Raw genomic sequence first — 19,857 nt, forward strand, 5'->3', positions numbered from 1 at the left:
GGAGACACCGTGATGACGTGGGGGGTTACGGATGAACCAGCGAAACGGCAAGCGAACAGGGGCACGGGCAGGGGGCCGGGCCGGGGCGGTGGCGCTCCTGCTCGCCGGCGGGATGCTGCTCACCGCGTGCGGCGGCTCCGGGTCGTCGGACGGCTCCACCGCCGCGGACAAGCGCTCCGGCGCACGCCCGCCGCAGGGGGCGACCGGCGGCGGACAGCCCGCGCCCGACGCGGTGGCGCCGGAGGAGGGCCGGCAGTCCGAGGAGAGCGGTGACACGGCCCGGAGGGACGTCGCGGCCCCGGACTACCTCTCCACCTTCGCCCTGGACGTGGACACCGCGAGCTACGGCTACGCGCGCAGCACCCTCGGCGACGGCGCAATGCCCGACCCCGTGAACATCCGGCCCGAGGAGTTCGTCAACAGCTTCCGCCAGGGGTACCAGCGGCCCAAGGGCAACGGGTTCTCCGTGAGCGTCGACGGGGCACGGATCGGTGAGGGCTCCGGGGCCTCCGACTGGTCGCTGCTGAGGGTCGGGCTGGCCACCAAGGCGGCCCCGCCGGACAGCGAACGGCCGCCCGCCGCCCTCACGTTCGTGGTCGACATCTCCGGCTCCATGGCGGGCCCCGGCCGTCTGGGGCTCGTCAAGGAGTCCCTGAACATCCTTACCGACGAGCTGCGCGACGACGACTCCGTCTCCGTGGTCACCTTCAGCGACGAGGCCGAGACCCGGCTGCCGATGACCCGCCTCAAGGGCAACCGGAACAAGATCCGGGACGCGGTGGACGAGATGGATCCGGCCCAGTCCACCAACGTGGAGGCGGGGATCAAGCGCGGTTACGAGGAGTCCGTCAAGGGCCACCGCAAGGGCGTCAACAACCGGGTGGTGCTGCTCTCCGACGCCCTCGCCAACACCGGCGACACCAACGCCGACAGCATCCTGAAGCGGATCGACTCCGCCCGCCGCGAATACGGCATCACGCTCTTCGGGGTCGGCGTCGGCAGCGACTACGGCGACGCGTTCATGGAGCGGCTCACCAACCGGGGCGACGGCCACACCACCTACGTCGGTGACGAGGAGCAGGCCCGCAAGGTCTTCGTCGACCAGCTGCCCGCCCACATCGAACTCACGGCGCGCGACGCCAAGGCCCAGGTGGCGTTCGACCGCAAGACGGTGGAGCAGTTCCGGCTGATCGGCTACGAGAACCGCAAGGTCGCCGACGAGGACTTCCGCGACGACAGCGTCGACGGCGGCGAGGTCGGCCCCGGCCACACGGTGACCGCGCTCTACGCCGTACGGCTGCGCGAGGGCGCCTCCGGCACGGTGGCGGAGGCGACCGTGCGGTGGCTGGACCCCAAGACCCGTAAGGCGTACGAGGAGAGCGGGTCGGTCCGGACCGGGGCGATCGACGGCGACCTGTGGGGCGGCGGCACGCCGCAGCGGCTCCGAGTGGCGGCCGTCGCAGCGTACTTCGCCGACACCCTGCGCGGTGGCGACCTGCCCGGCACACCCGCACTCGGTGAACTGGCCTCGCGGGCCACGAAGCTGGCGAGCGAGACCGATGACAGTGCCGTACGGAAGCTGGCGACGGCGATCGGTCAGGCGGAGGCGCTCAGGAACGGGACCGAGCCGGAGGCCGGGGGAGACACGGGCGAGGGGGAGATCGGCTGAGCCGGCGGACATCCTGACCGGGGGCGATGTTCGTACAGCCCCAGCCGGGCGAAATACGGCTGTGCGAACGGCTTTCACCGGTCATGATGTCCGCCATGACCTCCCTGCTCCTGGTGCTCTCCGTGATCGTCACCGGCCTCTACGCGGGCTTCATGCTGACGTTCCTGATCGCGATCATGCCGGGCCTCGCCGAACTGACGGACAAACAGTTCACGGCGGCCATGCGCCGCTTCAACGAGAAGGTCCCCGGACCCCTCTTCCTCGTACTCTTCCTCGGCGTGGTCGCCCTGCCCGCCGCCGCGCTCCTCACCGGACTCGGCGAGCACGACGAGGTGGCGGGCCCCGCGATCGTGGGGGCGCTCGTCTGCGCGGTCGCCGGGCACCTGATCACGATCGCCGGGAACATCCCGCTCAACAACGCGCTCGCGCAGTCGGAGGGCGGCGACGACAGCGCCGCCCGCAAGGCCTTCGAACCCCGCTGGAACACCCTCCACCAGGTCCGCACCGCGCTCGCGCTGGTGGCGTGCGTCCTGCTGGCCGTCGCGCTGTAGACCCGGGGGCGGCGGGCCGGGGGGCCGGGGGGACTCACACGTTGGGGACCTTGAGCCGGTCCCAGCTGGTCTTCCCCGGGACGCCGTCCGCGTCGGTGCCCGTGTAGCCCAGCTTGCGCTGCCAGGCCGCGTACGAGTTCCGGTCCGCCGTGGACCAGGCCGGTCCGGGGCCCACCGTGTACCGGCCGCAGCCCTCGGCCACCAGGCGCTTGCCCATCGCCGTGACGACCGGGCTGCTGCGGCCCACCGCGAAGAAGGACGACCCGGGGAACGGCTCGTACGTCGGTCTCGGCGGCGGCTGGGAGGGCCCGTCCGGCGAACCGTCCAGCCGCTTGCCGATCCTGGTGCGCATCGAGTTCATGGTGAAGCCGCGCGGGTCGACCTTGCCCGGCTGCCACTCCAGGTGCCCGATCACCGACCGCTGCGACCAGTTGTGCGCCCGGCAGACGGCCGCGGCGGCCCGTTCGATCGCCAGCAACTGTGCGGCGGGCCAGGGATCTTTCCCATCCCCGAGATTGACGCACTCGAAGCCGTAGAAGTAGCGGTTGCCGTCGGTGTTGGCCTCGTTGTCCGGCGGCAGGGCCTTCTCCGCGATCACCGCACGCAGCACGTCGTCGTCGCCGAGCCCGGCGTGGTTGGCCCGGCCGTTCCCCACGAGGTGGACGGTCCCGTCCTTGGCGATCACCCCGTGACAGAGGGGGCCGGGGAGGGCGGAGTGGCCGTTGTAGCAGAGCTCGACGGAGGAGGCGGTGCCCGATGTGACGGTGTGATGGATCATGACGCCGTGCGTCGGGCCCCAGGGTCCCTTGTGATTCCGGTTGTTCGTACGCCAGCTCCGGTGTTCGACGACGTGGAGGCCTTCGTCGCGGAGGGCTTTGAGCAGCTTGTCGGCGGACAGCGGCGTCGCCATCGTGGCGCTCCTTTCCAGGTGGTGCGTCGGTTCGCAGGGGTGTTCGGTGGGGGGAGGGCAGGCTCGGATGCCGGACGGCACAACGAAGTTGCGCTCGCCCGAACGGGTTTGCGGAGAGAGTGGGGGCGCCCTGCGACGGGATTGCGCCGTCGGGCCGTACAGGATCGATTTGCCCGTTCTTGCGCTGTCCTGAACGTCGTCCCGTACCGAACGTTTCGTCGGTCCGCCACTCTTGTGCCACGGATTCCGCTTAGTGGGGTGCGAGGGGCGGAGGGGGCCGTAGTTCCGGCTGCGGGGACCCGCACGCGCGTGCGGGGACGTGGGTGCGCCCGTCCGCGCCGCGCCCTACTCCCGCTGTCGTATGCGCCCCGCCACCGCGGCTCCTACGGTGAGGGGGTGATGACCTTCGACCGCCTCGCCGCCCGGGTGCGCGCCCTGCCGCCGCTCGTCGCGGATCTGCTGGTGGTGGCGGTGGTGGGCCTGTTCACCGCGTCCGACGCGGCGGTGAACGACCCCGGCTACCGCCAGGACGACGCGCTCACCTGGGCCCTGCTCGCGGTCTCGCTCGTGGCACTCGCCTTCCGCCGCCGCCTGCCCGTCACGGTGCTGTGCGTGACCGGGGCCGCCTGCGCCGGATGGGCGCTGCACGGGCACATCGGCGAGCTGCTGAACCTCCCGGTCATCGTGGCGCTGTACACCGTGGCCGTCCTCGGCGACCGCCGCCGCACCCTGTGGACCGGCCTGGCCGCCGCCGCGGTATCGGGGGTGGTCGCCCTGATCGTGGGGCGGGACGTGGTCAACCCGCAGGGGCTGCCGGTCCTGGAGATGGTCTGGCCGCTCGTCCCGCTGCTGCTGGGCGAGGCGGTACGGACCCGGCGGGAGCTGCTCGCGGAGTACGCGGCGCGCGCGGCACGGGCGGAGGAGGAACGGGAGCGGGAGGCGGACCGCCGGGTGCGGCAGGAGCGGGTGCGCGTCGCCCGGGAGATCCACGACATCCTCGCGCACACCGTGTCCGCGATGACCGTGCAGGCCGGGGTGGCGCTCGACGCGCTGGACACCGCGCCGGAGGTGTCGCGCCGGGCGATGACGCAGGTGCGGGCCTCCGGGAAGGAGGCCGTACGGGAACTGCGCGCCACCCTGTCCGTCCTGCGCGCGACGGAGTCCACCGCCCCGGCGCCCCGCCTGGACCAGCTGGCCGAGCTGGTGGCGGGGGTCGAGGCCGGTGGCGTACGGGTGGTTCTGCGCCGGGCGCCTGCGGGCGCCGCCTACCCGGCGGTCGTCGGGACGACCGCGTACCGGATCGTGCAGGAGGCGTTGACCAACGTGGTGAAGCACTCGGGGGCCGGGCGGGTCGCGGTCTCGCTGACCGGAGGGGACACGCACCTGGACATCGAGATCGTGGACGACGGCCCACCCCGCTCCGAGCCTGCCGCCGGCGAGGGCTTCGGGCTGATCGGCATGCGGGAGCGGGTGCTCGCGGTGGGCGGGACGCTCGCGTACGGTCCGGTGCCGGGCGGGGGATTCCGCGTCCACGCCCAGCTGCCCACCGAAGGAGCGGCCCCATGACCGTGCGGGTGGTCCTCGCCGACGACCAGACCGTCGTACGCGCGGGGTTCCGCGCCCTGCTCGACCTCACCGACGACCTGGTGGTCGTCGCGGAGGCGGCCGACGGTGCCCGGGCCGTGGAGGCGGTCCGCACGACCCGCCCCGACGTCGTCCTGATGGACATCCGGATGCCCGGCGTCGACGGCCTGGAGGCCACCCGCCGGATCGCCGGGGACCGCTCGCTGGACGGGGTCCGCGTGGTCATGCTCACCACGTACCAGGTGGACGCGTACGTCTTCGAGGCCCTGCGGCACGGCGCCGCGGGCTTTCTGCTCAAGGACATCGAGCCGGACGACCTGCGCGCCGCGATCCGGACGGTGGCCGAGGGCCGGAGCCTGCTCGCCCCGGCCGTCACCCGCCGGGTGATCGAGGAGTTCGCACGGCTGAAGGCCCCCGAGGCGGCGGGCGCCGAACGGCTCGCCGCCCTCACCGGCCGGGAGCGCGAGGTGATGGCGCTCGTCGCCGCCGGGCTCACCAACGAGGAGATCGGCCGGGAGCTGATCATGAGCCCGCTGACGGCGAAGACCCACGTCAGCCGGACCATGACGAAGCTGGGCGCCCGCGACCGGGCCCAGCTGGTGGTGCTCGCCTACGAGACGGGCCTGGTCAGGGCGGGCGAACGCTAGGGCCTGTCGTACCTACTCCGGCGGGAGTAGGGCCCGGCTCCCGCCGGAGGATTCGCGAACGGCCCCCCGCTCGTAGCGTCGGAACCATGATCGAAGCAACGGAACTCACCAAACGCTACGGCGGGCGGACCGCCGTCGACCAGCTCTCGTTCACCGTCCGGCCCGGCCGGGTGACCGGCTTCCTCGGCCCGAACGGCGCCGGGAAGTCGACCACCATGCGGCTGATCCTGGGCCTCGACTCCCCGAGCGGGGGACGGGTCACCGTGGGCGGCAAGGCCTACCGGGACCTCCCCGTACCGCTCCGCGCGGTCGGCTCGCTGCTCGACGCGAAGGGCGTCCACGGCGGCCGCTCCGCCTACCACCACCTGGCCGGACTCGCCGCGAGCAACGGCATCCCGCGGAGCCGCGTCGACGAGGTGCTCGACCTGGTCGGGCTGCCCGCCGCGACGGCCCGCAGACGCACCAAGGGCTTCTCGCTCGGCATGGGCCAGCGGCTCGGCATCGCGGCCGCGCTCATCGGCGACCCGGAGGTGCTGATCCTCGACGAACCGGTCAACGGCCTCGACACCGAGGGCATCCGCTGGATCCGCGAGCTGATGAAGTCCCTGGCGGCTCAGGGCCGTACGGTCCTGCTCTCCAGCCACCTCATGAGCGAGATGGAGCTCACGGCCGACCACCTCATCGTGATCGGCCGGGGCCGGCTCATCGCGGACACCACGATGCGGGACTTCATCGAGACCAACTCCCGCGCCCACACGCTCGTACGGTCCCCCGAACCGGAGAAGCTCCGGGCCCTGCTGGAGACGGTGGGGGCGCAGGTCCGCCTGGACGCCACGGGCGGCTGGCGGGTCGACGGACCGGACGCGGCGGCCATCGGTGACCTGGCCCGCGACCACGGGGTCGCCGTCCACGAACTCACCCCCGCCCACTCCTCGTTGGAGGAGGTCTACACGACGCTGTCGCAGTCCTCGGTGGAGTACCGGACCGAGGAACGAACCCCCGCGATCCCCCCGGCCGGCCAGAAGGAGACAGTCCGATGACCACGCTCACCCTCCCCGCCGGACGCAGGGAGAAGACAGGATTCCGGCACGCCCTGGCTTATGAGTGGATCAAGTTCCGCAGCGTGCGCTCCACGGTGTGGACGACCGCCGCGACCGCCGTACTGCCCGTCCTGGGCGCGGTCTTCGTCGCCGCCACCGGCAGCCTGCAACCCGACGACACCGTCCTCGGCGGCAGCCTCACGCTCTCCGTCGTCGCCCAGATGCTGGCGGCGGTGGTCGGTGCGCTGGTGGTCTCGGGGGAGTACAGCAGCGGCACCATCCGGACGACCTTCGCAGCCGTCCCGCACCGGTCCACGGTGTTCGCGGCCAAGGCGGCCCTGGTCGCGGGGGTGATGTACGTCCTGGCCCTGCTCTCCTGCTCGACCGCCTACCTGGTAGGGAACGCGATGCTGCCGGAGGGCCGCTACGCCCAAGGAGACCCACTGCCCGCCCTCTTCGGCATCGCCGCGTCCTTCGCGGTGGCGGCCGTGCTCGGCCTGGCCGTCGGCACCCTCGTACGCCACTCCGCAGGCGCGGTCACCACGGTGATCGGCCTGCTGCTCCTGCCGTCCCTCTTCGGCCCCCTCTTCGGAAACGCCGAACGCTGGATCGCCGGCCTCTCCCCGACGGCGGCCCTGGAGAAGCTCACCCAGACCTCGGACGCCGCAGCCGACACAGTGGGCAGCCTGGGCCCCTGGCCCTCCCTGCTCCTGGTCGCGGCCTGCACGGCCGCCGTCTCCCTCGCCGCACTGCTGCTGCTCAGGCGACGGGACGCGTGAAGGGGCTGCCCGCATACATTGCCGCACCTCTGCGGTGTATTCGGGGGGTCCCGGCGCATTGCAGGGGACCACCCGCCCTGCTCTGATCGCGGGCGTGGGAAAGCAGGAATAGTTGTCAGCTGCCAAGGGTATGGCCCTGCCGGTGTACGAAATTCTACGCCTGTATGGGTGTTCGAGAAGTCCTCCCGAACGGTTCGGGGCTGCGGAAATGTTCTGACACTCGGTCCCCGGCAGCATGGAAAGCGGGTTGGATGTCCACAACAGTTGGACGAGTGACAGCGATGGTTACCGCAGGGGTAATCGCTGCCGCGACTGGAATGGTCACAAACGTGGTGACGAACAATCCATCGGGTCCCTGGTGGGCTGCTCTGGCCGCCTTGGTCCTGTTCGGCGTTCTGCCGCAGATCTATCTCTACAGGGGTACCTCGCCGCAGAATCGACCTCCGGTGGTCAACGCTGCCGGCACGGGTGCGGTCGCGGTCGGAGGTTCCTCGTACGAGCGAATCTCCACCAAGGTCGTCGGAGTCGCGATCGCAGAGGACGAAACGGCCGGCCAGGGAGTCTCGGCAACCGGGGCGGGAGCTGTGGCGGTAGGTGAAGCGGCGATCGGCACCATCGAGACGGATGTCGCCCATGGCTCGGGCGGTGCTTCATGAGGCGGGACCGGGCACTGTCCGTCGAGGCCGGCGGCGAGGCCGCCGTAGCCGTCGGAGGGGACAACGTGGCGCCCGTCATCACGAATCCGGTCGTGAACAACACCCTCAACCTCCATGTTCTTCGCGAGGAACCCACCCTGGTCTCGCGCGCTCGGAATCTGCCGCCCGGAGTGCCCGACTTCACCGGTCGTGTCGCCGAGATCGAGGTGATCGAGCGTGAGGTGCTGGACGGCAGGAAGGGCCAACGCTCCGTGACGGCAGTGGTGACCGGGAAGCCCGGGGTCGGGAAGACCTGCCTCGCTGTTCATCTTGCCCATCGGATGGGGATGACCTACGAGGATGGGGAGCTCTATGCCGATCTGCGTGGCGTTGATGATCGGCCGGCGGCCTCGGAAGAGATCATGGCTCGTTTCATGCAGGCGCTGGGCGTTCCTGAGAAAGAAATTCCTGGTGATCCGGCCCTCCGCCTGGACGCCTACCGGAAAACGGTCACGGGCCGTTCCCTGCTGATAATCCTCGACAACGCTGCCGACGAAAAGCAGGTTCGTCCGCTGCTCCCGCCCAGTGCTGGGGCCCTGGTACTGGTGACGAGCCGGAACAGGCTGATGGGCCTGGAATCCGTCCACCGCTGTGATCTTGAAACCTTTCCCATCTCGACATCGCTCGATTTCATGAGGAAGGTGGTCGGTGACGAGGTTGTCGACCGGGAGCCACACGATGCGCAGCGCGTTGCCGAGTTCTGTGGGCACCTCCCCCTCGCCCTGCGGATCGCCGCGATCCGGATGCATTCCACACGTAACATGAGGTTGTCGGACCTTGCTCGGGAGTTGGGTGATGAGCGTGAGCGAATCGAAGCGCTGAGAGTCGGTGACCTGGCGGTCCGGGCGGCGTTCAATCTTTCCTACCGAAAAATGGGGAAGGGGGCCCGGAACGCTTTCAAGAGACTCGCTCACGTGCCGGGTGCCGATTTCGGTGCGGGCATCTGCTCGGCCGTGACCGGGTTTGAGGTTCGACAGGCATCCAGGATGTTGCAGAAGCTGTCGGAGGCGAACCTTGTCGAGCAGACAGAGGTGCCGGGAAGGTTCAGGTTTCACGACCTACTGAAAGTATTTTCGCGGGAGAAGATGGAGAAGGACCCGGCCGACCGAAACCAGGATGACCGGCGACGTATGTTCCTCTGGCTTCAAAATTCGGCGCTGAAGGCTCAGTTCACTCTGGGGGGCGTGTTCGCGATTGAAGTTCCGGACGATGGAAGTGCGAAGATCGACTCTATCGAAACCGCGGCATCTTGGGTGGAGTCGGAATTTCCCAACGCGGTGGCGGGCTTGGGTGTGGTTGAAGCGTACGAATCTCCCGAACATGTGGTACGCCTGGCTCTGGCGCTGTCCGGTATTTGCGAAACAGTGGGTCACTGGAGCGAGTGGGAGACGGTTATCGATGCTGGGGCACGGGCTGCTCAAAAGGTCGATGAGCAGGCTGTGGCTCTCGTGTTCCTGACTGCTCGAGCAAACTTGTCCCGTTACCGCAGGGAGTTTTCCCAGGCTCTGACCTGTGCCGAAGAGATCTACGCAGCGGCGCGCGCGTGCAATCAGCCTGGTCTTTTGGCCGGCGCAGCCAATCTTCTTGGATGCCTGAAGATGGACGTCGGTCAGACTGATGAGGCTATTCCTCTTCTGAGGGAAAGCTTGTCGATCTACGAGAAGCTCGACTTCAAGCATGAGGTGGGAAAGGTCCTGTACAACCTCGGGACAATTCACCGGGCTGCCGGTGAGATGGAGAAGGCCATCGAATACTTCGAGAGGGACCTGGCCGTCTGTATCGACACAGCGGACGAATCAGGGGCTGCGGAGACGCTCAACACCTTGGCCCTGGCACACGCCGAGATGGGGCGGCTGCAGAAGGCCGAAGAGCTCCAGAAGCAAGCATTGGAGAAGTTCTCGAAGATCCGCAACCAGCACAAGATCAGTATGGTCACCAATGATCTTGCCATCACCCTTCGGCGTCAAGGTCGCATCGAAGAGGCTCTGGCCCTTCATCTGAGGGACGCTGAGATCTGCCGTGATGTCATGAATCTTTCGGGAGAGGCGCTCGCCCACAGCAATGCTGCCGAGGTTCTTCACCGCCTCGGCAGGAATAGCGAGGCGGTGGAGTACTCGACGGCGGCTCGAGCCGTCTTCGCTCAACTCGGTGACGGTCAGAGGCTGGCCAAGGCCATGATCTCCCACATTCCCCTCCTGTTCGAGGACGGAAGAATTGAGGAGGCGGTAGAAGGTGCGGCCGCCGCGATCGAAGCGCTGAAGCTCTTCGGGGACGTGAAGGACGTTGCCTCCACGCATCAAGTGCTGGCCCGTGAATACGGGGTCATGGAGAACTGGGACGAGTCCCTCCGGCATGCCATGGAGTCGTTGGAGGTCGGCGGTACCGCCCTGACTCCGTATGTACGGGTGGTGAGCTGTGGCATGGCTCTGCGGGCCGCCTCCCAGCTTGGACGGGAAGCGCAAGCCGCGCATTGCGTGGGGGTCCTCCGAGAGGCTTTCGTGGCCGACCCCTCCCTTCGCGGGGCGTTCGCCAAGACTTTCGAGGAAGAGGCTGGAGTGTTCGCATTGTGAAGTCTGGCGTCGCCGCTTGCTTACGCCGCCACTACGCCACACCCCGCTAACCTGCCCCGACCAGCGAAAAGGCCCTCCGGTGCGGAGGGCCTTACGGTCGTGCGGGCGGTGCGCCCCCGGCAGGACTCGAACCTGCGGCCAAGCGCTTAGAAGGCGCCTGCTCTATCCACTGAGCTACGGGGGCCGGGAGTCCTGATCGGGTGGTTCCGTGGCCGTGCCGGGACAAGGATAGGGCTCCGATCGCCTGGACCCGGTTGCTTCACCTGCGTGGCACGATGTGGAGGTTCGGTGAAGCGAACCGATAATCGCAGGTGGGTGCGGATCCCGCACCGCTTTTCGCGCCCTGCGGCCCGGGTGTTGTGCACTCGTTATGCCTGCGCCCCACTCGTCCCCTCTGTCCCGACTCTGTCCAGAGGGTGGAACCGCCGCGCAGAGGGGCCTATACGCTTCAAAAAGGCGCCAAAATTGGGCATTCTTCGCATGTGGTGACCATGGACGTACGGCCTCAGCTCATCGACGCACTTTCCGCCCTGCGCGACCGTGTCGCCGCCGTGCGTCTTCCACTCCCGCTGCCGGGGGCCGAACGCGCCCGGCAGACGAGGGTCGAACTCCTCGCACAGCTCGACGACTACCTCCTGCCCCGGCTCAAGGACCCCGAGGCCCCGCTCCTCGCCGTGATCGGCGGATCCACCGGGGCGGGGAAGTCCACGCTGGTCAACTCGCTGGTGGGGTGCCGGGTCAGCGAGGCCGGGGTGCTGCGGCCCACCACCCGCACCCCGGTGCTGGTCTGTCACCCCGACGACCACCACTGGTTCGCCGGCGTACGGGTGCTCCCGCAGCTCACCCGTATCTGGCTGCCGCCGGGTCAGGCCCGGGACCCCGACGGGCTCGACGACCTCGGCCCCGGCGCGGACGACGAGGGGAACGTGCTGCGGGTCGAGACCGCGGTCAGCCTGCCCCGCGGGCTCGCCATCCTCGACGCCCCCGACATCGACTCGCTCGTCGTACGCAACCGGGTCCTGGCCGCCGAACTCATCTGCGCCGCCGATGTCTGGGTGATGGTCACCACCGCCTCCCGGTACGCCGACGCGGTGCCCTGGTACCTGCTGCGTACGGCGAAGGAGTACGACGCGGCCCTCGTCACCGTCCTCGACCGGGTCCCCCACCAGGTGATCGCCGAGGTCTCCCGGCAGTACGCGGCGCTCCTGACCCGCGCCGGGCTCGGGGACGTACCCCGCTTCACCATCCCCGAGCTCCCCGAATCCGCGGGCGGCGGCAGCGGACTGCTCCCCACCACCGCCGTCGCCCCGCTGCGCGCCTGGCTCACCCACCGGGCCCAGGACCCCGCCGCCCGGCAGCAGGCGGTGGGGCGCACCGCGTCCGGGCTCATCGAATCGCTGAACGTACGGATCCCCGAGCTGGCCGGCGCGGTCGCCGCGCAGTACGCGGCGTCCGTACGGCTCACCGGCGTGGTCCAGGACGCCTACGGCAAGGAGGCCGCCCGGATCCGCCGCAGGCTCCAGAGCGGAGCGGTCCTCTCCGGCGACGCCCGGACCCGGTGGCGCGGCTACCCCCTCTACAGCGCACCCGGCGAACTCCTCGAAGCGCTGGTCGACAGCCTGATCGCCCTGCTCCAGTGCGCCGCGTCCGCCGCCGACGAGCAGATCCGTACGCAGTGGGGCCGCGAGCCCGCCGCCGGAGTCTTCCGGTTCGAGGGCGCCGGGCGGGAAGCCGGGGGATGGGGGCCGGCCGAGGACATCGAGGGCCGGATCGCGGTGGCCGTACGGCGGTGGCGGCGGGTCCTGGAGGAGCTCGCCGAGGAAGAGGTGCGCCAGCTCGAACGCAGCGTGGCGCCCGACCCCGAGACCGTCGCCGCCCTCCTCGCGGCGGCCCTGCTCGGCGGCCGGCGGGCCCGGGCGGCGGGGGAGCAGCTCGCCGAACGCATCGGCGCCCAGGGCGCGCTGCGCCTGAGGGACAAGGGCGGCGAACTCCTGACGACCTATCTCGACCAGGTACTCGGCGGCGAACGCGAGCGCAGGCTCGCCCCGCTCGACGCACTCGACGTCGCCCCCGAACCGCAGGCCGAACTGATCGCCGCGCTTTCCGTACTGCAGAAGGAGAGGTGGCAGCGATGACCGCCGTCACGGACGAGGACCAGGGCAACGGCACGACGGAGACCGGCGAACGGAAGGAGAAGGAGGCGCGGGGCAAGGACGGCCGCTGGGACGACGGGCTCATCGCACGGCGCGCCGCGGCGGCCGACGCCCGCAGCGGCGATTCCGGAACCGGAGACTCCCGTACGGAGAAGAGTTCCACGGACTCCGCCGACTCACCCGACTCCGTCGGCTCCCCTCCCGACGAGGACGACGTACGGCCGCAGGTCGAGGCGTACGGGCCCTCCGACGGCCCCCTGCCGACCCGGCTCGACGCCCTGCGCGAACTCGTCGGCCTCTCCCGCGCCCGGCTCGACCGGGACACCCTCGCCGAGGCCGGACGCGTACTGGACGAGGCCGCCGCCCGGCAGCGGCTCTCCTCCCGGCACACGGTCGTCGCCATCGCGGGGGCCACCGGGAGCGGCAAGTCGACCCTGTTCAACGCCCTGTCCGGGGCGCAGATCTCCGACACCGGGCTGCGCCGCCCCACCACCTCCCAGCCCATCGCGTGCAGCTGGACCGACGGGGCCGCCGGCCTGCTCGACCGCCTCGCGATCCCCGGCAGGCTGCGCCGCAGGCCGCACCCCGGACCCGCCGCCTTCGACGAGGCGCTCCAGGGGCTCGTCCTGGTCGACCTGCCGGACCACGACTCCGCCGCGACAGCCCACCGGGACCAGGTGGACCGGGTGCTGGCGCTGGTCGACGCGGTGATCTGGGTCGTCGACCCGGAGAAGTACGCCGACGCCGCCCTGCACGAGCGCTATCTGCGCCCCCTGGCCGGGCACGCGGAGGTCACCTTCGTCGTCCTCAACCAGATCGACCGGCTGCCCGGCGAGGCCGCCGACCTCGTGCTCGACGACCTTCGCCGGCTCCTGGACGAGGACGGCATGGCGCTCGGCGAGCACGGCGAACCCGGCGCCACCGTCATGTCCCTGTCCGCGCTGACCGGCGACGGGGTGCCCGAACTGCGCGAGATGGTCGGCCGGTTCGTCCAGGACCGCACGGCCGCCACCCGCCGCCTCTCCGCCGACGTGGACGCGGCGGCGGCGCGGCTGCGCCCCGTGTACGTGGCTGAGGGGCGGCCCGGACTCGGTGAGCGGGCCCGCGAGGAGTTCACCGACCGGCTGGCCGAGGCCGTCGGAGCGGCCGCCGCCGGGGAGGCCGCCGAGCGGGAGTGGCGCAGGAACGCCGGGCGCGCCTGCGGGACGCCGTGGCTGCGGCTGTGGCGCTGGTACGAGTCCCGGGGGCTGCCGGGCAGCCTGGACCGGATGGGCCAGGCGCTCGCCCCGCCCGAGGAGGAGCTGACGGCCCGGCAGCGCGTGGAGCAGGCGGTCCGGATCGTCGCGGACGACGCCGCCGACGGACTGCCCGCACCCTGGGCGCAGGCGGTGCGCGAGGCGGCGTTCAGCGGGGCGAAGGGGCTGCCGGAGGCGCTGGACGAGCTGGCGGCCGCGGGGGGCGTTTCCGCCAAGGACCCGGGCAAGGCGGCGGGCGCTTCGGCCGGTGCCGGGCGGGGCGGTGTAAAGGCGGGCCGGGGTCCGGTCACCGGCCCCGCGTTCGGCGGGCGGCCGGCCAAACCGCCCAGGCCGAAGTGGTGGCCCGCCGCGGTGCTGGCCCAGGTGTCCATGACGCTGCTTCAGATCTTCGGCGGTCTGTGGCTGCTCGGCCAGATCGTCGGGATCCTGGAACCGGGGCTCGTCACCCCCGCCCTGATCATGCTGGCCGGAGTCGTCGGCGGGCCGCTGGTGGAGTGGTCCTGTGCGGCGGCGATCCGGGGCCCCGCCCGGCGCTACGGGCAGGACGCCGAACGCCGGCTGCGCGAGGCGGCGGCCGGATGCGGCCGGGCCAGGGTCCTGGACCCGGTCTCGGCGGAGCTGGTGCGGTACCGGGAGGTGCGGGAGCGGTATGCGGCGGTGACGGAGTTTTCCACAACCGGCCAGTAGTCCACAGGCTCCCGCGCCATTCGCTTCCGGCGTCCACCATGAAGTCAGCACACCGGATGAAGTCAGCACACCGGTGGACGGAACGACCGGAACGACCGGTACGGCGGGAACGAAGGAATACGGGGGCGGAAAATGAACGAGACGATGGTGACGCTGGTGGGAAACGCCGCCACGGCGGTGGAGTTCCGCGAGACGGCGACGGGGGGAATGGCGCGATTCCGCTTTGCCGTGACACCGCGGCGCCGGGACCGCGAGACGCAGCTCTGGACGGACGGACCCACCAGCTTCTACACGGTCTGGGCCTGGCGGACGCTGGCGGCGAATCTGGCCGGTTCGGTGGGGATCGGGGAACCCCTCGTGGTGCACGGCCGGTTGAAGGTCCGCGACGAGGAACAGGACGGCGGGCGAAGGACGTTCGTGGACCTCGAGGCGGTCGCGGTGGGCCACGACCTGAGCCGGGGTACCGCCGCCTTCCGGCGGGTCGTCAGGACCGAACCCGCGCTGACACCGCCGTCGCACCACGGGCCTGACGGCGGGTCGGAAGGAGCGCCTGGCGGCACCACGGACGTGTCCTTCGCCGTGCGGGAAAAGGTGGCGGTGTCCTGAAAGGGCTGGCCGGGAGGGGCGCCCCGGGGATAACGATTCCGATTCGGAATGGTTGACCGAGGGCAGTACGGGGGACTGTGGTTCGCCCGGTCCTTAGGATTCCCAGAGCTCATGGGTCACTTGAGTCTGCTGGCGGGGCATTCCCCACACGCGCACCACGCGCGAGGGCCTCGCCCGGAGGGGAATTCTGTGTTTTCTGCGTCTTCTGTGTCCGCTTCGCCGTCCGACGCGAAGGCGGTGCACGCCGTCCGCGGCAGAGCCGCGCGCATCGGGGAGACCGGCAGAACCGGCCGCGTCGGGGAGGCCGCCGGGGCCGGGCGCACCGGGGAGACCCGCAGGGCCGGACGGAGGGGGCGCGGCCGGGCCGCCCTCCGCCCGGTGACCGCTCTGCTGCTCTCCGGTCTCGTCACGGCGGCCACCCTCGCCGGGACGGGCACGGCGGCCGCCGACGACCCGGGCCGGCACCAGGGCGGCGCGGCTGCGGTGCTCGACGGGCTGAAGACCTTCGACAGTGCCGTGCTCCGCATGCCGGGCGAGAACGGCGCCCCCGACCGTACGCAGGAGCTGCCCGCCGGGCTCTTCGAGATGACCGTGGACGGCGGCGGCAAGCTCAAGACGTACTGCATCGACCTCCACAACCCCACCCAGGACCAGGCGAAGTACCTGGAGACCCCCTGGGCCGAGACCTCCCTCGGTGCCAACCGGAACGCCGGGAAGATCCGGTGGATCCTCCAGCACTCCTACCCCCAGGTCGACGACCTCGCCGCACTGGCCGAGGCGGCGGGCACCGGCCCGCTCACCGAGCGGACCGCCGCCGCGGGCACCCAGGTCGCCATCTGGCGCTACTCGGACGACGCCGATGTCACCGCGTCGGACAAGCAGGCGGAGAAGCTCGCCGACTGGCTGCAGAAGCGGGCGCGCAACGTCGCCGAACCCCGGGCCTCCCTGACGCTGGAGCCCGCGGCGGTCTCCGGCCGGGCCGGGGAGCGGCTGGGCCCGGTGATCGTCCGTACGGACGCGGACCAGGTCTCCGTGTCACCCCCGGTGGACGCGGCGGCGAGCGGCATCTCGGTGACGGACGAGAAGGGCGTGCCCGTCACCTCCGCCACCGACGGCGCCCGCCTCTACTTCGCCGTACCGAAGGGCAGCACCGACGGCTCCGCCTCGCTGACCGTCCAGACGACCACCTCCGTACCGGTCGGCCGGGCGTTCGCCGGGACCACCCGCACCCAGACCCAGATCCTGGCCGGCTCCAGCGAGTCCACGGTCTCCGCACGGGCCACCGCCACCTGGGCCGAGACGGGCGCCGCCCCGGCGCTGACCGCCCGGAAGAACTGCGCCGCCGGCGGCGTGGACATCACCGCGGCCAACCAGGGGGACGAGCCCTTCACCTTCGAGCTCGGCGGCACCGAGCACACCGTGGCCGCCGGAACCACCGAGACGGTGACGATCCCGGTCGCCGAGGACCAGGCGTACGACTTCACCATCACCGGCCCCGGCGGCTTCCGGAAGAACTTCACCGGCGTGCTGGACTGCGCCACCAGCGGCAGCGTCATCGCGGCCGAGGCCGACCGGCAGAGCGACGACGACACCGGAGTCGGCACTCAGAGCGCCCGCCAGTCCGTCCCCGCCTCGACCGGCACCACCACCTCCGGCCTGGAGGGCGACCTCGCCGAGACCGGCGGCTCCAGCACCACCCCGATGATCGCGGCCCTCGCCGTCGGCCTCCTCGTCATCGGCGGCTGCACCCTGTTCGTCCTGCGCCGGAAGGAAGCGCACCAGCACGCTGAGTAGTGACCGGTGCGCGACCGTGACGGTCGCGCACCGGCCGATCCCCGGACGGGTTTCCGTCCGGGGACGGCCGTCAGGCAAGATGGGGTGTATCTGCCCACACCTCTATTGCTGCCGGACGGTTTCTCTTGGCTGAGTTCATCTACACCATGCGCAAGACGCGCAAGGCGCACGGCGACAAGGTGATCCTTGATGACGTCACCTTGAACTTCCTGCCCGGCGCGAAGATCGGTGTCGTGGGGCCCAACGGTGCCGGTAAGTCCACGGTGCTGAAGATCATGGCGGGCCTGGAGCAGCCGTCCAACGGTGACGCGTACATGTCGCCGGGGTACAGCGTCGGCATCCTCATGCAGGAGCCGAAGCTCGACGAGAGCAAGAGCGTCCTGGAGAACGTCCAGGACGGCGCCGCCGAGATCATGGGCAAGCTCAAGCGCTTCAACGAGGTCGCCGAGCTCATGGCGACCGACTACTCCGACGCGCTCATGGACGAGATGGGCAAGCTCCAGGAGGACCTGGACCACGCGAACGCGTGGGACCTGGACGCCCAGCTGGAGCAGGCCATGGACGCCCTGGGCTGCCCGCCCGGGGACTGGCCGGTCGTCAACCTCTCCGGTGGCGAGAAGCGCCGTGTGGCGCTCTGCAAGCTGCTCATCGAGGCCCCGGACCTGCTCCTCCTCGACGAGCCCACCAACCACCTCGACGCCGAGTCGGTGAACTGGCTGGAGCAGCACCTCTCGAAGTACCCGGGTGCCGTCGTCGCCGTCACCCACGACCGGTACTTCCTGAACAACGTCGCCGAGTGGATCCTCGAGCTCGACCGCGGCCGCGCGATCCCCTACGAGGGCAACTACTCCACGTACCTGGAGCGCAAGGCCACCCGCCTCAAGGTCGAGGGCCGCAAGGACGAGAAGCGCCAGAAGCGGCTCAAGGAAGAGCTGGAGTGGGTGCGGTCGAACGCCAAGGGGCGCCAGACCAAGTCCAAGGCCCGTCTCGCCCGGTACGAGGAGATGGCGGCCGAGGCCGACAAGATGCGGAAGCTGGACTTCGAGGAGATCCAGATCCCGCCGGGCCCGCGCCTCGGTTCCATCGTCGTCGAGGTCGAGAACCTCTCGAAGGCCTTCGGCGACAAGGTCCTCATCGACGACCTGTCCTTCACGCTGCCCCGTAACGGCATCGTCGGCATCATCGGTCCCAACGGTGCGGGCAAGACCACGCTGTTCAAGATGATCCAGGGCCTGGAGACGCCGGACAGCGGCGCCATCCGGGTCGGCGACACGGTCAAGATCTCCTACGTCGACCAGTCCCGCGCCAACATCGACCCGAAGAAGACCCTCTGGGCCGTCGTCTCGGACGAGCTGGACTACATCAACGTCGGCCAGGTCGAGATGCCCTCGCGCGCCTACGTCTCCGCGTTCGGCTTCAAGGGCCCCGACCAGCAGAAGCCGGCCGGTGTCCTCTCCGGTGGTGAGCGCAACCGCCTCAACCTGGCGCTGACGCTCAAGGAGGGCGGCAACCTGCTGCTCCTCGACGAGCCCACCAACGACCTCGACGTGGAGACCCTGTCCTCGCTCGAGAACGCACTGCTGGAGTTCCCGGGCGCCGCAGTGGTCATCTCCCACGACCGCTGGTTCCTGGACCGCGTCGCCACGCACATCCTCGCCTACGAGGGTGACTCCAAGTGGTACTGGTTCGAGGGCAACTTCGAGTCGTACGAGAAGAACAAGGTCGAGCGGCTCGGCGCGGACGCGGCCCGCCCGCACCGCGCCACGTACAAGAAGCTCACGCGAGGCTGATCGTCTTGGCCCGTCACATCTACAGCTGCCCCCTGCGCTGGTCGGACATGGATGCCTTCGGCCACGTCAACAACGTGGTCTTCCTCCGCTACCTGGAGGAGGCGCGCATCGACTTCATGTTCCGGCTGGCGCCGGGCGACGGCTCGCCGTCGTTCTCGGGCGGGTCCGTCGTGGCCCGGCACGAGATCGACTACGTACGGCCGCTGGTGCACCGGCACGAGCCGGTCACCGTCGAGTCGTGGGTCACGAAGATCGGCGCCGCGTCGCTGACGATCGCCTATGAGATCAAGGACCCCGACCAGGTGTACGTACGGGCCTCGACCGTCGTCGTCCCGTACAACCTGGAGGCCGAGCGGCCCCGGCGGATCTCTGCCGAGGAGAAGCTCTTCCTCCAGAAGTACCTGGCAGAGGAGCCCGCCGCGGCATGAAGGTGCCTGTGCAGTCGCTGCTGTTCGCCGACCCGAGGGAGGCGGCGGATCTCGCCGCCTTCCTCGGCCGGCTGCTCCACTACGACCGGGCCGCCGCGGTCCGGTTGCAGGCGGGCGGCGGCGACGCACTGGCCGTGTTCGGCCGCCCGCCCTCCTTCGAGGTGCTCGCGATCCGTACGGCCCGCCTGGCCCGCCCCGAGACGCTCGACGTCACGGTGTCGGCGGGCGAGCTGCTGGAGTCCCTCGACATCTCCGGGGAGGGCCCGGGCGAGCGGGGCGGTGCGCTGCCCGCCCCCGTCACCGGGCCGCCGTGGACCGGCGTCCTGCCGCCCCGGGGACCCTGGCGCGAACAGGCCGGCCTGCCCGGGCCGGACGCCCTGCGCGCCTCCCTCGACGCGGCCGTCGCCGAATTCCGTACGCGGGACGAGGCGCTGCCCGAAGAGCAGCGCACCCGCGCCGAGCGCGACCGTATCGGCCGGGAGATCTGGTCCCGGCCCGTCGGCGCCACCGAGCTGCCGCTGCGCGCGGTCCACGCCGCCCAGTCCCTCGGCTTCTTGCGCGCCGACCCCGGCTTCCCCGTCTCACTGTTCGCCTCCGGCGGCTGGCTGCGGCTCCGGACCCCGTTCGGGTCGGTCGCCCTGCGCCGCGACCCGGTGAGCGGGCTGGGTGCGCTGGCCCTGACCGTCGGGCACAACTGA

General features: G+C 70.6%; 16 protein-coding genes and 1 tRNA gene. 15 read left to right on the forward strand and 2 right to left on the reverse strand.

Features of this window, described 5'->3' with window-relative positions; genetic code table 11:
- Positions 1 to 31 precede the first annotated feature (31 nt).
- Together IE264_RS01755 and IE264_RS01760 are read left to right on the forward strand one after the other, a co-directional pair.
- Positions 32 to 1,669, forward strand: coding sequence for a vWA domain-containing protein (locus tag IE264_RS01755; protein WP_051821657.1), 1,638 nt, complete (start codon positions 32 to 34; stop codon positions 1,667 to 1,669).
- 83 nt (positions 1,670 to 1,752) lie between these two features.
- On the forward strand, positions 1,753 to 2,220 hold the full coding sequence (locus IE264_RS01760; RefSeq protein WP_032753443.1) for an anthrone oxygenase family protein: 468 nt from the start codon (positions 1,753 to 1,755) through the stop codon (positions 2,218 to 2,220).
- A gap of 34 nt (positions 2,221 to 2,254) precedes the next feature.
- Here IE264_RS01760 and IE264_RS01765 read toward each other — a convergent pair whose 3' ends face one another.
- Complete coding sequence (locus IE264_RS01765) at positions 2,255 to 3,130, reverse strand: peptidoglycan-binding protein (protein WP_015608583.1); 876 nt, start codon at positions 3,128 to 3,130, stop codon at positions 2,255 to 2,257.
- A 396-nt stretch (positions 3,131 to 3,526) separates the two neighbouring features.
- Between IE264_RS01765 and IE264_RS01770 the strand changes: the two genes are divergently transcribed.
- The 6 genes from IE264_RS01770 to IE264_RS01795 all read left to right on the forward strand — a co-directional run bounded on the left by IE264_RS01770 (position 3,527) and on the right by IE264_RS01795 (position 10,445).
- Positions 3,527 to 4,696 carry a sensor histidine kinase gene (locus tag IE264_RS01770; RefSeq protein WP_373301900.1) on the forward strand — a complete coding sequence of 390 codons (1,170 nt, stop codon included), beginning with the start codon at positions 3,527 to 3,529 and terminating at the stop codon, positions 4,694 to 4,696.
- Positions 4,693 to 5,361 carry a response regulator gene (locus IE264_RS01775; RefSeq protein WP_015608581.1) on the forward strand — a complete coding sequence of 223 codons (669 nt, stop codon included), beginning with the start codon at positions 4,693 to 4,695 and terminating at the stop codon, positions 5,359 to 5,361. The genes IE264_RS01770 and IE264_RS01775 overlap by 4 nt, the downstream gene beginning before the upstream one ends.
- 86 nt (positions 5,362 to 5,447) lie before the next feature.
- Positions 5,448 to 6,401 carry an ABC transporter ATP-binding protein gene (locus tag IE264_RS01780; protein WP_032753330.1) on the forward strand — a complete coding sequence of 318 codons (954 nt, stop codon included), beginning with the start codon at positions 5,448 to 5,450 and terminating at the stop codon, positions 6,399 to 6,401.
- On the forward strand, positions 6,398 to 7,180 hold the full coding sequence (locus IE264_RS01785) for an ABC transporter permease (RefSeq protein WP_051821656.1): 783 nt from the start codon (positions 6,398 to 6,400) through the stop codon (positions 7,178 to 7,180). The genes IE264_RS01780 and IE264_RS01785 overlap by 4 nt, the downstream gene beginning before the upstream one ends.
- 329 nt (positions 7,181 to 7,509) lie before the next feature.
- Entirely contained in the window at positions 7,510 to 7,836 is a 327-nt protein-coding gene (locus tag IE264_RS01790; protein WP_158706481.1) for a hypothetical protein, read from the forward strand.
- Positions 7,833 to 10,445 (forward strand): ATP-binding protein, encoded by a 2,613-nt coding sequence (locus IE264_RS01795; protein ID WP_051821655.1) that lies wholly within the window; start codon positions 7,833 to 7,835, stop codon positions 10,443 to 10,445. Before IE264_RS01790 ends, IE264_RS01795 begins: the two co-directional genes overlap by 4 nt.
- Before the next feature lie 111 nt (positions 10,446 to 10,556).
- On the opposite strand, the gene IE264_RS01800 is transcribed toward IE264_RS01795, so the two are convergent.
- Positions 10,557 to 10,629: transfer RNA gene (locus IE264_RS01800), tRNA-Arg, on the reverse strand.
- A gap of 307 nt (positions 10,630 to 10,936) precedes the next feature.
- Here IE264_RS01800 and IE264_RS01805 point away from each other — a divergent pair.
- From IE264_RS01805 to IE264_RS01835, 7 genes are all read left to right on the forward strand, one after another.
- Positions 10,937 to 12,580 carry an ATP-binding protein gene (locus IE264_RS01805; RefSeq protein WP_032753329.1) on the forward strand — a complete coding sequence of 548 codons (1,644 nt, stop codon included), beginning with the start codon at positions 10,937 to 10,939 and terminating at the stop codon, positions 12,578 to 12,580.
- Complete coding sequence (locus tag IE264_RS01810) at positions 12,577 to 14,541, forward strand: YfjP family GTPase (RefSeq protein ID WP_032753328.1); 1,965 nt, start codon at positions 12,577 to 12,579, stop codon at positions 14,539 to 14,541. The genes IE264_RS01805 and IE264_RS01810 overlap by 4 nt, the downstream gene beginning before the upstream one ends.
- A 132-nt stretch (positions 14,542 to 14,673) precedes the next feature.
- Positions 14,674 to 15,147, forward strand: a complete 474-nt coding sequence (locus IE264_RS01815; protein ID WP_032753326.1) for a single-stranded DNA-binding protein — start codon at positions 14,674 to 14,676, stop codon at positions 15,145 to 15,147.
- Between the two features lie 207 nt (positions 15,148 to 15,354).
- Positions 15,355 to 16,941 carry a Cys-Gln thioester bond-forming surface protein gene (locus IE264_RS01820; RefSeq protein WP_032753323.1) on the forward strand — a complete coding sequence of 529 codons (1,587 nt, stop codon included), beginning with the start codon at positions 15,355 to 15,357 and terminating at the stop codon, positions 16,939 to 16,941.
- Between the two features lie 125 nt (positions 16,942 to 17,066).
- Positions 17,067 to 18,731, forward strand: a complete 1,665-nt coding sequence (gene ettA / locus IE264_RS01825) for an energy-dependent translational throttle protein EttA (RefSeq protein ID WP_015608572.1) — start codon at positions 17,067 to 17,069, stop codon at positions 18,729 to 18,731.
- Positions 18,732 to 18,736: 5 nt separating this feature from the next.
- Positions 18,737 to 19,159 (forward strand): acyl-CoA thioesterase, encoded by a 423-nt coding sequence (locus IE264_RS01830; RefSeq protein WP_015608571.1) that lies wholly within the window; start codon positions 18,737 to 18,739, stop codon positions 19,157 to 19,159.
- Positions 19,156 to 19,857: a DUF8010 domain-containing protein gene (locus IE264_RS01835; RefSeq protein ID WP_015608570.1), complete on the forward strand. Its 702-nt coding sequence runs from the start codon at positions 19,156 to 19,158 to the stop codon at positions 19,855 to 19,857. Before IE264_RS01830 ends, IE264_RS01835 begins: the two co-directional genes overlap by 4 nt.

It is taken from the genome of Streptomyces microflavus (genome assembly GCF_014650075.1).
GTDB lineage: Bacteria > Actinomycetota > Actinomycetes > Streptomycetales > Streptomycetaceae > Streptomyces > Streptomyces microflavus.